Origin of the sequence: Paracoccus sp. 08 (assembly GCF_024105395.1) — a bacterium.
In the GTDB taxonomy this organism is placed as follows: Bacteria; Pseudomonadota; Alphaproteobacteria; order Rhodobacterales; family Rhodobacteraceae; genus Paracoccus; species Paracoccus marcusii.
Genome location: NZ_WEKR01000022.1, coordinates 1 through 12673, shown reverse-complemented (window position 1 = coordinate 12673; position 12673 = coordinate 1). Strand labels below are relative to the sequence as shown.

Here is a 12673-nt window from a genome sequence, read left to right as displayed (position 1 = left end):
CAGCCAAGCGAAGGAGCCCGCCATGAAGACCATCCCCCTGGCCGACACGTCTGCGCCCCATGCGGCCCATCTGCCCCATGTCGTCATCATCGGTGGCGGCGCCAGCGGCGTCCTGTTGGCCGCCCATCTGCTGCGCGACCCGGCCACGCCCCTGCGTGTCACCGTGATCGAGGGGCGGCACATGCTGGGCTGTGGCGTCGCCTACTCGACCATCGATCCGGGCCATCTGCTGAACACCCGCGTCGCCAACATGAGCGCCTTTCCCGACGATCCCGACCATTTCCGCCGCTGGTTGGCCGCGCGCGGAGACGGCGCGACGGGCGCCTGCTTCGTGGGCCGCGCGACCTATGGCGCCTACATGACCGACCTGCTGGCGCCGCTGTCGGCCGACGGACGGCTGCGCTGTCTGCGCGCGACATGCATCCGGCTGGTCACCACGCGGGCCAGGGTCGCGGCGCATCTGGACGACGGCCAGGTCGTTCCCGCCGACCGGGCCGTGCTGGCCACCGGCCATGCCCTGCCCGAACCGGACCCGACAGGCCTGGTCCACGGCGCCTGGCAGCAGGCCGACCCCCCGCCCCAGGGCGGGCGCGTGGTCATCATCGGGTCCGGCCTGTCGATGGTGGACCAGGCCATCAGCCTGCTGTCCCACGGCCACCGCGGGGAAATCGTGGCCCTGTCACGTCGTGCCCAACTGCCGCGTGTGCATGCCACGGGCGCGCCCCTGTCGATCACCCGGGCCGAGGTGCCCCTGGGCGCGCCCGTCAGCTTTGTCCTGTCCTGGCTGCGCGATCTTGCCGCCCGGGCCGAGGCGCAGGGCGGCACCTGGCGCGACGCGGTCGACGGCGTCCGCCCGCACCTGTCGGCCCTGTGGCGTGCCATGTCCGTGGCGGACCGCACCCGCTTCCTGCGCCACGCCGCCCCTTGGTGGGAGGTGCACCGCCACCGCCTGCCCCCGGAAAGCGCGGCCATCCTGCAGCGCGCGCTGGACAGTGGCCAGATGCGGCAGCTGGCGGGCCGCTTCGATGGGGCCAGCCGGGACGGCGCGATCCTGCGCGCGCATTGGCGCCCGCGCGGGGCCGATCGTATCCTGACGCTCGATGCGGCGCGCATCGTCGACTGCCGCGGCATCCGCCGCGACCCGCGGGCCAACGCGACGCCGTTGGTCGCCGACCTGCTGGCCACCGGCCGCGCCCGCATCGATCCCGTGCGGATCGGTCTGGATGTCGCGGCCGACTGCGCCCTGATCGGCGCCGACGGCCGCCCGGACCCCCGCATCCGCGTCATCGGGCCTGCATCCCGCGCAGCGTTCTGGGAGATCACCGCCATCCCCGACATCCGCGACCAGGCCCAAACGCTGGCCGTTGCGCTGAGCCGCGACGTGGCCCCGCACCAGCAAGCGGCCACAGCGGCACCCTGAAACCGACGGCAGAGCCGGTCGCCCTGCAGCATCGACTGCTCAGGGGGGAGGCCCTCCTATCGGACATCTCGTTTGTGGGTCTGCAAGGGCGAACCTGTCGCCAGGTGACTGGCCGTTTTGCACGGCATGGAGAAAGGCAGATCGTGGTGCCGTACGGCCAGGTCACGACAGACAAAGCCACAAGCATGCTTGGCTTGAGGAAGCGTCCGAACCGCCAGTTGTCCGTGCTCCACGATAGACGGGGAAAAACGGCCTCGATCGCGCAGCGCACCAGATGACGGTGCAGCCAAAGGCATTGTGTACCGCGAAGACAGCACCGAACCTTCCAACAAACAGCGCAAAGACCGCCGGTGGACCGCAATCGCAGTCGCAGCACCTCAGAACATTGATGCGCAGGGGGCGGTCAATGAGGTCGAGGGTTGCAGGCCACCGGCGCGTGCCGTCGTCGACCATGCCCCATGCCGTGGGACATCGCCGCAAGACATGCACAATCATGACGCCCGCGATCCTGCCTAGGTCCGTGCCCCGTCTGTCGCCAGGCGCGTCAGCACGTCCAGCATCGCATTGTCCGGCCCGACCTGCCGGCGCGTCAGGCCGACCGCGCCGGTCAGGAACCCTGCATCGGTCGGCCACTGGATCAGCGCGCCTCGGTCCAGCTCGTCCCCGACCACGCCTTGCGAGATGAACCACAGCGCGTCCGATGCCGCCAGGATGCCCCGACCCACCGCCAGGGCCGCGGTCTCGAACGCGGGATGCAGCCCGGCCAGGTTGCGGGCCTGCAGGTAATCGTCGACCGCCCGGCGGATCAGCGCGTCCTGCGGCGGCAGGATCACCGGGCAGATCGACAGGACATCACGCACCGGCTGGCCCCAGCACGGATGCCCGGCGCGGGACACCAGCGCGATCTGATCCTCGTAGAGGTGATCGAAGCGCAGGCCCGCCATGTCGGCGGCGGCCGGCATGCGCCCGATCATCAGGTCGATCCCGCCCTCGCGCAGCAGGCGGATCAGATGCGGATGCGGCCCCGTCTCGACCGACAGGGTCACATGCGGATGCATCTCGCGAAAGCGCAGCGCCACGCGCGGGAACAGCCGCGTGGCCGCCGTGGGCAGGATGCCCACCCGCAACCTGTCCGTCCCCGCGACCGGATGCAGCGCGGCGACCCCGCTTTCCAGCATCTGCAGCGCAGCGGCGGCATGGGTGCGCAGCAGCGTGCCCGCATCGGTCAGAATCAGCCGCCGCCGCTCGCGCCGGAACAGCGGCACCTGCAGCAGGGCCTCCAGCTCGGCCAGGGTGCGGCTCAGCGCGGGCTGGGTGATGCCCTGCGCCCGCGCCGCCGCGGTCAGGCTGCCGCGGGCCGCGATGTCCAGAAAGACCCGCAGATGGCGCAGCTTGATGCCGGGATGCATAATCATATGGGCATCCTTTGCTGCCGATTTTGCATTATCGGCGATCCTGCCCCCATGTTACGTTATGGACAGGAGGAGTATCCATGCAAATCTTGTCCCGCCCCTATGGCGCGCTGCACTATCGGCTGGACGGGCCGACAGGCGCGCCGGTGGTGCTGATGGCCAATTCGCTTGGCACGGATCTGCGCCTGTGGGAGGCGGTCCTGCCGCTGCTGCCGCAGGGGCTGCGCTATCTGCGCTATGACAAGCAGGGGCACGGGCTGTCCGATCTGGGCGCCGCAGACCGCATCGCCGACCACGCCGCCGACGCAGCCGCGCTGATCGAGGCCGTGGCCCCCGGCCCGGTGGTCGTGCTGGGCCTGTCCATCGGCGGGCTGATCGCGCAGCGCCTGGCGGCCGACCGGCCCGATCTGGTCCGCGCGCTGATCCTTTCCAACACCGCCGCGCGTCTTGGCACGCCCGACAGCTGGCAGGCCCGGATCGATGCGGTGGAACGGGACGGCATGGCCGGTATCGCGGATGCGGTAATGGAACGCTGGTTCGCGCCCGCCTTCCGCGCGACGCCCGCGCTGGCACCCTGGCGCAACATGCTGGCCCGCACGCCCGCCGCGGGCTATGTCGCCGCCTGCCGGGCGCTGGCCGGGGCCGATCAACGGCAGGCCAGCGCCGCACTGCGCCTGCCCACGATGGTGATCGCGGGCGAGGCTGACGGTGCATCGCCCCCGAACGTGGTGCGCGCCACCGCCGACCTGATCCCCGGCGCGACCTTTAACCTGATCCCCGGCGCGGGCCACCTGCCCTGCGTCGAGACGCCCGACGCCCACGCCGCGCTGATGACCCCCTTTCTGGAAAGACATGCCGCATGACCGAATTGTCAGACACCGGCCTTGCCACCCGCAGACGCGTGCTGGGACCGGCCCATGTCGCCCGCGCGCAGGCCGCGCAGACGCCCTTCGACGCGCCGTTCCAGGCGCTGATCACCGATGCGGCCTGGGGCCATGTCTGGTCGCGCGGCACGATTCCGCTGCGCGAGCGGTCGATGATGACCATCGCCCTGCTGGCGGGCCTCGGCAACGACGGCGAACTGGCCCTGCATCTGCGGTCCATCCCGAACACCGGCACCAGCCGCGACGACGTGATGGAGGCGCTGCTGCACGTCGCCATCTATGCCGGCGTCCCGCGCGCCAATCACGCCATCGCCCTGGCCCGCCGCATCTTTGCCGAGGCCGATGCCCAAGGAGGACAGGCATGACGCTCTATCAACGCGACCGCACCTGGCATCCGCCCGCGCTGGCCCCCGACTACAAGACCTCGGTCGCGCGGTCGCCGCGACAGGCGATGCTGTCGATCGAGGGCACCGTGTCGGAACTGACCGGCCCCCGCTTCGGGCATGGGGCCATCACCCCGCTGGATGGCGACTTGATCGCGAACTATGCCAAGGACGGCGATCCGGTGGGCGAACGCATCATCGTCCACGGACGCGTCCTGGACGAGAACGGCCGCCCCGTCCCTCGCACCCTGGTCGAGATCTGGCAGGCCAATGCCGGCGGCCGATACCGCCACAAGAAGGACGGCTACCTGGCGCCGATCGACCCGAATTTCGGCGGCTGCGGGCGGGTTCTGACCGACGATCAGGGCCATTACGCCTTTCGGACCATCAAGCCCGGCGCCTATCCGTGGCGCAACTGGGTCAACAACTGGAGGCCTGCGCATATCCACCTGTCGGTCTTCGGCACGGCCTTTGCGCAGCGCCTGATCACCCAGATGTATTTCGAGGGCGACCCGCTGATCGCGCATTGCCCGATCGTGCAGGCGATCCCCGATCCCCGCGCCATCGACGCGCTGATCGCCCCGCTGGACCTGAACCAGGCGGTGCCGCTGGACTGTCTGGCCTATCGGTTCGACATCGTGCTGCGCGGGCGGCGATCGACCGTCTTCGAGAACCGGCCGGAGGGAAACTGACATGCCGCAGCCGCTGAACTACCTCAAGGAGACCCCGTCCCAGACCGCCGGACCCTATGTCCATATCGGGCTGGCCCCGCGGGCGGCGGGATTCGACATCTATGATACCGAACTGGGCTTTGACCCCATGCCCGACGACGTGCCCGGCCCGCGCATCCGCGTCACCGGCTGCGTCTTCGACGGCATGGGCGCAACGGTCCGGGACGTGCTGATCGAAGTCTGGCAGGCCGACGCGGCCGGGCTGTACCCCGATCAGCCGGGGGCCGCCGCGGGGTTCCGGCACTGGGCGCGCGTGGTGCCCGATTTCGACACCGGGCAGTTCACGCTGGACACCGTCCTGCCCGGCGCCGTGCCGGGGACGCGGGGCCGCATGCAGGCACCGCACCTGTCGCTGTGGCTGGTCGCGCGGGGCATCAACACCGGACTGCAGACGCGGATGTATTTCGCCGATCAGGACAACGCCGCCGACCCGGTGCTGTCCCTGATCGAACAGCCGCATCGCCGCGACACCCTGATCGCCCGTGGCGCCGACGGCCACTATCACTTCGACATTCACCTGCAAGGTGACAAGGAAACGGTATATCTCGATGTCTGACCCCTGCATCATCTGCGTGGCCATCACCGGCAGCCTTCCGACCAAGGCCGACAACCCGGCCGTTCCCGTAACCATCGCCGAACAGGTCGAATCAACCCACGAGGCCTTCGAGGCGGGCGCCGCCATCGTTCACGCCCATGTCCGCGACGACGAGGGCAAGCCCACCAGCGACCCCGACCGCTTTGCCCGCCTGCTGGAGGGGGTCCGCCGGCATTGCCCCGGCATGATCGTGCAGCTGTCCACCGGCGGGCGGTCGGGCGCGGGCCGCGACCGGGGCGGCATGCTGCCGCTGCGGCCGGACATGGCCAGCCTGTCGGTCGGGTCGAACAACTTTCCGACCCGCGTCTATGAAAACAGCCCCGACCTGGTGGACTGGCTGGCATCGCAGATGGCCACCCACGGCGTCATGCCCGAAATCGAGGCCTTTGACCTGTCCCACATCCTGCAGGCCCATGCGATGTGGCAGGACGGGCGGCTGACCACCCGGCCCTATGTGCAGTTCGTGATGGGCGTCAAGAACGCCATGCCGGTCGACCGCAACGTGTTCGACTACTACATCGCCACGGTCCGGCGGCTGTTCGGCACGAATGCGCCCTGGTGCGCGGCGGGGATCGGCCCGAACCAGATCGTCCTGAACGAATGGGCCGTGGCATCGGGCGGTCACGCCCGCACGGGCCTGGAGGACAACGTGCGCCTGGACCGCACGCACCTGGCACCGTCCAACGCGGCGCTGGTGCGGCGGGTGGTGGACCTGTGCGACCGCTATCGCCGTCCGGTGGCGACGTGGCAGCAGGCCCGCGCGATTTTGAACCTGCCAGAGACCGTTTCATGACACAGGTACATGTCACGACGGGGCGTAAGTCGCCCCTGCCACCGCCGACCCACGGCCCGCACCGCCAGGCGGTGCGCAGCCCCGCCACGGTCGGGCCATGACCGCGGCCGGCAACCCCCTCTATGCCATGCTGTTTGGCGACCCGGACACCCAGGCGCTGTTCACGGCCGAGGCCGAACTGGACGCGATGATCCGGGTCGAAGTCGCGCTGGCCCGGGTTCAGGCGCAGCTTGGGGTCATCCCCCCCGATGCCGGTCCGGCCATCGCCGCGGCCAGCCGTGGCCTGCTGATCGATCCGGCATCCCTGGCCCAAGCCACTGCCCGCAACGGCGTCCCCGTCCCCGCCCTGGTCCAGGAGATGCGGCGGCAGATGGCCGGCGATCCCGCGGCCGCGCATCTGCACTGGGGCGCCACCAGCCAGGACATCATGGACAGCGCGCTGGCCCTGCGCCTGCGCCCCATGCTGGACCTGTGGGGCGCCCGCCTGGATGCCGTTCTGACCCAACTGGCCGCGCTGGCGGATCGGCACGCCACCCTGCCCATGGCCGCGCGGACCTATGGCCAGACGGCGACACCCACCAGCTTTGGCACGGTCGCGGCCAGCTGGGGATGGCCGCTGCTGGATCACGCGCAGGATCTAGCGCGGGTTCGTGACGCGGTGCTGCGCGTTTCGCTGTCCGGGGCGGCGGGCACGCTGTCGGCGATGGGGCCGCAGGGCCCGGCCGTTCGGGCGGGCCTTGCGCAGGCGCTGGACCTGTCGGATCCCGGCCACGGTTGGCATTCCGACCGTTCGGGGCTGGGCCGGCTGGCGGATTGGGCTGCGGCGGTGGCCGTCGCCCTGGCCAAGCTGGCCGAGGACCTGCTGCTAATGACGCAGTCGGGCCTGGCCCTGGTGCGGATCGAGGGCGGTGGGGCATCCTCGACCATGCCGCAAAAGCAGAACCCGGTCGGCCCCTCGGCGCTGGCGGCCCTGGCGCGGCAGGTAATCGGGCTTGCATCGGTCTTCGGGGCGGCGGGGGTGCATCGTCAGAACCGCGACGGTGCGGCGTGGTTCACCGAATGGCTGACCCTGCCGCAGATCTGTGTCAGCCTGGGCGCGATGCTGCGACTGACGCAGGATGTCCTGGACCGGTTGACCCCTGACCCCCAAGCAATGGAGCGCGACCTGGGTGGCGGGTCCGGCACCATCCATGCCGAGGCGCTGACATTCGCGGTCGTGGCCGAACTGGGCCTGGACCGTGCCTCTGTCGCAGGTAGGGTCGGTCAGCTTTGCGCAACCGCCCCGGCGGAGGGCAGCGACCTGCTGGCCCTGGCCCGGAAGGAATGGCCGGACCGGGACTGGGCCGCGCTGGTCCGCGCCAACGGTCTCGGCCTGGCGCCGCAGGAGGCCCGCGCCTTTGCCGACCGTCAGCGGACCCGTATGCCCTAGGCGTCGGTCTGTCGGTCTGGCGGCAAGGTGAACAGCAGGCGCACGACCAGCGGGCGTTGCAAGGCCCGCCGTGGCTGGCGTTTCCGACGCGACCCAATCGCGGCGGGCGCCCTTCCCTGTTGAGAAGGTCATGCATCATGCCATGCCTGGACAAACCCCGGCTGCCAGAGGTCATGCCGGGGTTCGGCAGCCGGCGCCCTAAACCAATCTGCGCGCTGCCAACGTCCCTGTCATCGCGTCGCTATGGCGAGGGTCCGACTCACGATCAGTGAGGGGTCTGCAAGCAGCTGACCATGCCCCGATGAGGGGACGGAAACGCCCCCGGCAATGGCTCAGGCGACGCGCATGCTCTACCAAGCCTCGACCATCCGCCCTGTGCCGCGGCTGTCCGCCCCCCATCGCTCGGGCTGCGGATGCTGCGACACCGTGCGTCAGGCAATATTTCACGGCCCTGAAAACATTCCGCCCGCTGCGCGTTACCTGCCCTGAACGACCAAGACCAATCACACCCGGAAAGCGGAAACGATGAACCAGAACACGCTCTTTCAGCCCTATGACCTTGGCCCCCTGCGCCTGGCGAACCGCATCGTCATGGCACCGCTGACCCGCAACCGCGCCGCGGAGGGCCTGGTGCCCGGACCCCATGCGGCCGAATATTACGCGCAGCGCGCGACCGCGGGGCTGATCATCGCCGAGGCGACGCAGATCTCGGCGCAGGCGCAGGGCTATCAGGACACGCCCGGCGTCTATACGCCCGAACAGATCGCCGGATGGCGCAAGGTCACCGATGCGGTCCATGCAAAGGGCGGGCGCATCTTCCTGCAGCTGTGGCATGTGGGTCGGGTGTCGCATGTCGACGTGCAGCCGGGCGGCGCGGCCCCCGTGGCCCCCTCGGCGATCGCGGCAGAAACCAAGACCTTCGTGAACGGCGGATTTGTCGAGACCTCGACCCCGCGCGCCCTGCGCCTGGACGAGATCCCGGGCATCGTCGACGATTTCCGCCAGGCTGCGGCCAACGCCATCGAGGCGGGCTTCGACGGGGTCGAGATCCATGGGGCCAACGGTTATCTGCTGGACCAGTTCGCCAAGGACGGCGCGAACAAGCGCACCGACGCCTATGGCGGCTCGGTCGAAAACCGCGCCCGGCTGATGCTGGAGGTGGCCCAAGCCGTCGTGGCCGAGATCGGCGCGGACCGCACGGGCATCCGCCTGTCTCCGGTCTCTCCGGCCGGCGGGGTGTCCTGCAGCGATCCACAGCCGCAGTTCGATCACATTGTGGACGGGGTGGAGGCGCTTGACCTAGTCTACATCCACGTTGTCGAGGGCGCGACCGGCGGCCCGCGCGACGTGGCGCCGTTCGATTTCGACAGCCTGCGCCAGCGGTTCTCGCGCACCTATATCGCCAATAACGGCTATGACCTGGACCTGGCGACGAAGCGTCTGGAAGAGGGCAAGGCGGACCTATTCGCCTTTGGTCGCCCCTACATCGCGAACCCCGACCTGGTCGCGCGGATGAAGGCCGGCGCACCCCTGGCCAAGCCCGACGAGTCCACGATGTATGGCGGCGGTGCCGAAGGCTATGTGGACTATCCGCCGATGGACGCGACGGCCGATCAGGCCTGAGTCCCCTCCGCGGCGCCCATGGCAGGGCGTCGCGTCGCACCCGATGGACCGGCCCGATACAGGGGCTGGTCCCTGTCATGCGACACCGTTTATAGGATAGCAGGACAGCGGGATGGCAGCTCAACCACTTCGCAACGTCCCCCGATCTAAGATGATTTGGCCCGATCACGGCGGTGAGCATGCCCCGTCAGTTGCCTTCCACTGACCATAGATAGTCGGCACAGCCTTGATGGGGGGTCGCATCCGGCAGAAACCATAATGGGGCGTCCGGGCCAGCGCGGCCCCTAATTCCACGGCCTATCAGCGGCCCGGTGTCGCAGCTGCCATGACCTGAGGGACGGCCCCGGCCATTCGATGACAGGCCTTTTGGAAGACGCCCGGCGATCGACAATGCAGTTCGGCGCATCCAAGCTCTCGACTGCACGCTTCCTGCAAGCCTCGCGTGGCACGGCTGTCCTGCAACGACGGGGCGGATGACGAGTCAGACGGCTTGGCTTAGGATGGGGTTTTTTGGGCAGGCGCTGTTCAGCGCGCGTTTCGTCATCCATTGGCTGGCCAGCGAAAGGATGCGACGCAGTGTCGTCCCGCATCCGTTCTTGTGGGTCTCGCTGGCGAGCGGGGTCACCCTCTTTGCCTATGCGTCGTGGCGTGGTGACCCGGTCTTTGTGCCGGGCCAGAGGCTGGGGCTGTTCGTCTATCTGCGCAACCTGATGCTGATCCGTAGGCATCGCCGGACGGCCGCAGCATAAGGATGCGTCCCGTCCTGTCCGCCACGCTGCTGTTCGCGCTGACCGCGCTGACGCTAATCCTGCTGCGCTTGCTGAGGCCCGCTATGTCGCCGCCGCGTGGAAGATGCATGTCGGCGGATCACCCTGGGTCCTGCACCTGAACGGGGCGATCTACGGGCACAAGCCGCCGCTGCTGTTCTGGCTGATCAACCTGGTCTGGGCGGTCGTGGGCGTCGATGCCTTCGCGGCCCGACTGGTCGGACAGGCCTTCGCGACGGCCTGCGTGGCGATGACCGGGCTGCTGGCCTTGCGGCTGCGGCCGGACAGGCCTGCGCGCGGCGGGGCCGCGGCGCTGATCCTGGCGGTGTCGCCGGTCTGGCTGCTGTTCGGATCGACGACCATGTCCGACGCGATGCAGACCGCGGCCACGCCGCTGGCGATGCTGGCGCTGTGGTCGGCGGTCCGCAGGCCGTGACGCGGGGCCTGGGTTGCCCTGGGGATGGCCGTGGCCTTGGGCGTCTATGCCAAGGGGCCGGTGATTCTGATTCACCTGCTGCCCGTGGCGCTGTCGATGCCGCTGCGGGCGGAGGCGGAGCGTCCGTCGGCGCGGCAATGGGCGGGCGGGCTGGCGCTGGCCGTCGCGCTGGTGGCGGTCGGCCTGTGGCTGGTGCCCGCGCGCTGATCCTGGGCGGCCGGAGTACCGCATCGAGGTCCTGTGGCGGCAAAGCGGCGGGCGCATGGTCGCACCCTTTGCCCATTGCAAGCCCTGGTGGTTCTATGCCGCCCTGCTCTGGCCGTTCGGCTGGACCGGGGCGGGGTTTGATGCGCTGCGGCCAAGGCAACTGTAGGCCGATCCCGGCACGCGGCTGGCGGCGGTCTTGGCCATGGAAGCGTTCGTCGCATTCTCTCTGATCAGTGGAAAGCAGGCGCATGACCTGCTGCCGGAACTGCCCGCGCTGGCGCTGCTGCTGTCGGGTGGCCTGCCCGCGCGGCGGTGGGGGCGGCGCGCCCTGTGGCTGGCCCCGCCCGTGATCGGGCTGGTCCTGGCCTCTCTGACCGCGGGCGCAGGGCTGGTCTCGGTGCTGGCACGGCTTGGCGATCCACTGCCGTTGTGGTCGTCGCTCGCCTTGCGCGGGCTCTGCGCGCTGACAGGGCTGGCGGTGTTCCTGCGGCTGCGGGCGCGGGTCACGGCGCTTGCCGGGCTGCCGCTGGCGCTGATGATCGAGCTGCATCTCGGGCGCAGCCCGCTGCTGTCCACGCGCTATGACATGAGCGATCTGGGCCGGGCCTTGGCGCCCCATGATGCCGCGGGCATCGCCGTCACCGACGGCACCTATCACGCGCATCTGAACTTTGCCGGACGCCTGCTGAACCCGGTCGCCCGCCTGTCCGACGACGCCGTTGCAGGGTGGCTGCGCGACCATCCGGGCGGCGTGCTTCTGGACCAGACGGACCCGCCCCCCCAGCATGACCCCTGTCCTGCCGCTGCCGTTCCGCAACAAGACCTATACCCTTCACCGCTCACAGAAGGTCGCGCCATGACGCCCGACATTTCCGTCGTCCTGCCCGCCCGCGACGAGGCCGGCAACATCACCGCCCTGCTGACCGGCATCGCCGCCACTCTGCGGGACCACGCGCCCGAGATTATCGTTATCGACGACGCCTCGCGCGATGGAACGCGGGCCGAACTGGCCGCGCTGCAGACGCGGCTGCCGCAGCTGCGGGTGATCTGCCACGACCGGTCCTGCGGGCAGTCCGCCGCGATCCGCAGCGGGGTCTGGGCCGCGCGCGGGGCGCTGATCGTGACGCTGGATGCGGACGGTCAGAACCCGCCCGACAACATTCCTGCCCTGCTGGAGTCATTTGCCGGGGGCGGCATTGCGCTGGGCCTGGTCCAGGGCCAGCGGGTGGACCGCCGCGACCGCCCGTCCCGGCGGCTGGCCTCGGCCGCGGCGAACGGCATCCGCAACGCACTGCTGCGCGACGGCGTGCGCGACAGCGGCTGCGGGCTGCACGCGCGACCTGGCCCGGTCCGGAGCCACCGACCTAAGGGGCGCAGCATGAGCCTCCTGATCACCGGCTCTGCAGTGTCCATCGGCATCACGGCCATCCAAGGCCCTCTGCGATGCCCATGCCATTCCCCTGAACGTGCTTGGCGGAGAGGTCCGCATCACTACCGGCCGTTAGATACAAGAGCGCGGCTAGCCCGCGGGGTAGGAATGAGTGGTGGTGTTGCTAGACAGGGGCTGCGCTGCTGGACGCTGAGTTGTTGGTAGAAACCGGGCCGCGGATTGTGTGCGTTGAGAGAGCGGCGCGCGGCGCATGGCTGGATCATGGACTTCTTTCTTCTAGCCCGGAACGGCACGTGCCAGATGGTCACCGGGGGCGCACCGCGCAGACACAGGGCGTACACCGACAACGCACGGTCGCTCTGATGTCTTTTTTCAAGCATTTTTTCATGCGTCTTCAGACGCCATGGCGTGTGCTGCCGTTTTGACGCCCAAGGGTGGGCACGAGGTCTGAAGACGTCGGTGAACAAGCTCTGATGCGCGGGTTGGATACCGCATGACCGATTGTGCGTCTCGGGGCTATTCCTGTCTTACAACGGGCGTCAGCGTTGAGCCGGCCACAAAGCGAGTGTCGGATATTCCCCTACCGTTGACCTCGCGCCCGCC

At 69.4% G+C, this 12673-nt stretch carries 13 protein-coding genes; 12 read left to right on the top strand and 1 reads right to left on the bottom strand.

The window, feature by feature from the left end:
* Positions 1-22: 22 nt before the first annotated feature.
* Positions 23-1420: an FAD/NAD(P)-binding protein gene (locus GBO37_RS09490; RefSeq protein WP_252928619.1), complete on the top strand. Its 1398-nt coding sequence runs from the start codon at positions 23-25 to the stop codon at positions 1418-1420.
* 512 nt (positions 1421-1932) lie between these two features.
* Here the strand turns inward: GBO37_RS09490 and GBO37_RS09485 are convergent.
* Positions 1933-2835, bottom strand: a complete 903-nt coding sequence (locus GBO37_RS09485; protein ID WP_252928618.1) for a LysR substrate-binding domain-containing protein — start codon at positions 2833-2835, stop codon at positions 1933-1935.
* A 77-nt stretch (positions 2836-2912) separates the two neighbouring features.
* Here GBO37_RS09485 and pcaD point away from each other — a divergent pair, with 77 nt between their 5' ends.
* From pcaD to GBO37_RS09430, 11 genes are all read left to right on the top strand, one after another.
* A complete protein-coding gene (pcaD, locus tag GBO37_RS09480; RefSeq protein ID WP_252928617.1) occupies positions 2913-3695 on the top strand; it encodes a 3-oxoadipate enol-lactonase in 783 nt (260 codons plus the stop codon).
* Positions 3692-4081 (top strand): 4-carboxymuconolactone decarboxylase, encoded by a 390-nt coding sequence (gene pcaC / locus GBO37_RS09475; RefSeq protein WP_045983372.1) that lies wholly within the window; start codon positions 3692-3694, stop codon positions 4079-4081. Before pcaD ends, pcaC begins: the two co-directional genes overlap by 4 nt.
* The gene (gene pcaH / locus GBO37_RS09470) at positions 4078-4791 is read left to right on the top strand and encodes a protocatechuate 3,4-dioxygenase subunit beta (RefSeq protein WP_127897611.1); all 714 of its coding nucleotides are present in this window, start codon (positions 4078-4080) and stop codon (positions 4789-4791) included. The genes pcaC and pcaH overlap by 4 nt, the downstream gene beginning before the upstream one ends.
* A gap of 1 nt (position 4792) precedes the next feature.
* Complete coding sequence (gene pcaG, locus GBO37_RS09465; protein WP_252928616.1) at positions 4793-5386, top strand: protocatechuate 3,4-dioxygenase subunit alpha; 594 nt, start codon at positions 4793-4795, stop codon at positions 5384-5386.
* Positions 5379-6218, top strand: coding sequence for a 3-keto-5-aminohexanoate cleavage protein (locus GBO37_RS09460; protein WP_252928615.1), 840 nt, complete (start codon positions 5379-5381; stop codon positions 6216-6218). Before pcaG ends, GBO37_RS09460 begins: the two co-directional genes overlap by 8 nt.
* Positions 6219-6315: 97 nt before the next feature.
* A complete protein-coding gene (locus tag GBO37_RS09455; RefSeq protein WP_252928612.1) occupies positions 6316-7647 on the top strand; it encodes a lyase family protein in 1332 nt (443 codons plus the stop codon).
* A 525-nt stretch (positions 7648-8172) separates the two neighbouring features.
* Positions 8173-9270, top strand: a complete 1098-nt coding sequence (locus GBO37_RS09450; RefSeq protein ID WP_252928611.1) for an alkene reductase — start codon at positions 8173-8175, stop codon at positions 9268-9270.
* Positions 9271-9743: 473 nt separating this feature from the next.
* Positions 9744-10019, top strand: a complete 276-nt coding sequence (locus tag GBO37_RS09445; protein WP_252928610.1) for a lipid-A-disaccharide synthase N-terminal domain-containing protein — start codon at positions 9744-9746, stop codon at positions 10017-10019.
* Positions 10020-10122: 103 nt separating this feature from the next.
* Entirely contained in the window at positions 10123-10473 is a 351-nt protein-coding gene (locus GBO37_RS09440; RefSeq protein WP_252928609.1) for a glycosyltransferase family 39 protein, read from the top strand.
* A gap of 60 nt (positions 10474-10533) precedes the next feature.
* Positions 10534-10680 carry a hypothetical protein gene (locus tag GBO37_RS09435; RefSeq protein WP_252928607.1) on the top strand — a complete coding sequence of 49 codons (147 nt, stop codon included), beginning with the start codon at positions 10534-10536 and terminating at the stop codon, positions 10678-10680.
* A 202-nt stretch (positions 10681-10882) separates the two neighbouring features.
* Positions 10883-12274 (top strand): glycosyltransferase family 2 protein, encoded by a 1392-nt coding sequence (locus tag GBO37_RS09430; RefSeq protein ID WP_252928605.1) that lies wholly within the window; start codon positions 10883-10885, stop codon positions 12272-12274.
* Positions 12275-12673: the final 399 nt, after the last annotated feature.

Coding starts and splice junctions, on each gene's coding strand:
- GBO37_RS09490 (WP_252928619.1), top strand. CDS start 23: ATGAAGACCATCCCCCTGGCCGACACGTCTGCGCCCCATGCGGCCCAT.
- GBO37_RS09485 (WP_252928618.1), bottom strand. CDS start 2,835: ATGATTATGCATCCCGGCATCAAGCTGCGCCATCTGCGGGTCTTTCTG.
- pcaD (WP_252928617.1), top strand. CDS start 2,913: ATGCAAATCTTGTCCCGCCCCTATGGCGCGCTGCACTATCGGCTGGAC.
- pcaC (WP_045983372.1), top strand. CDS start 3,692: ATGACCGAATTGTCAGACACCGGCCTTGCCACCCGCAGACGCGTGCTG.
- pcaH (WP_127897611.1), top strand. CDS start 4,078: ATGACGCTCTATCAACGCGACCGCACCTGGCATCCGCCCGCGCTGGCC.
- pcaG (WP_252928616.1), top strand. CDS start 4,793: ATGCCGCAGCCGCTGAACTACCTCAAGGAGACCCCGTCCCAGACCGCC.
- GBO37_RS09460 (WP_252928615.1), top strand. CDS start 5,379: ATGTCTGACCCCTGCATCATCTGCGTGGCCATCACCGGCAGCCTTCCG.
- GBO37_RS09455 (WP_252928612.1), top strand. CDS start 6,316: ATGACCGCGGCCGGCAACCCCCTCTATGCCATGCTGTTTGGCGACCCG.
- GBO37_RS09450 (WP_252928611.1), top strand. CDS start 8,173: ATGAACCAGAACACGCTCTTTCAGCCCTATGACCTTGGCCCCCTGCGC.
- GBO37_RS09445 (WP_252928610.1), top strand. CDS start 9,744: ATGACGAGTCAGACGGCTTGGCTTAGGATGGGGTTTTTTGGGCAGGCG.
- GBO37_RS09440 (WP_252928609.1), top strand. CDS start 10,123: ATGCATGTCGGCGGATCACCCTGGGTCCTGCACCTGAACGGGGCGATC.
- GBO37_RS09430 (WP_252928605.1), top strand. CDS start 10,883: ATGGAAGCGTTCGTCGCATTCTCTCTGATCAGTGGAAAGCAGGCGCAT.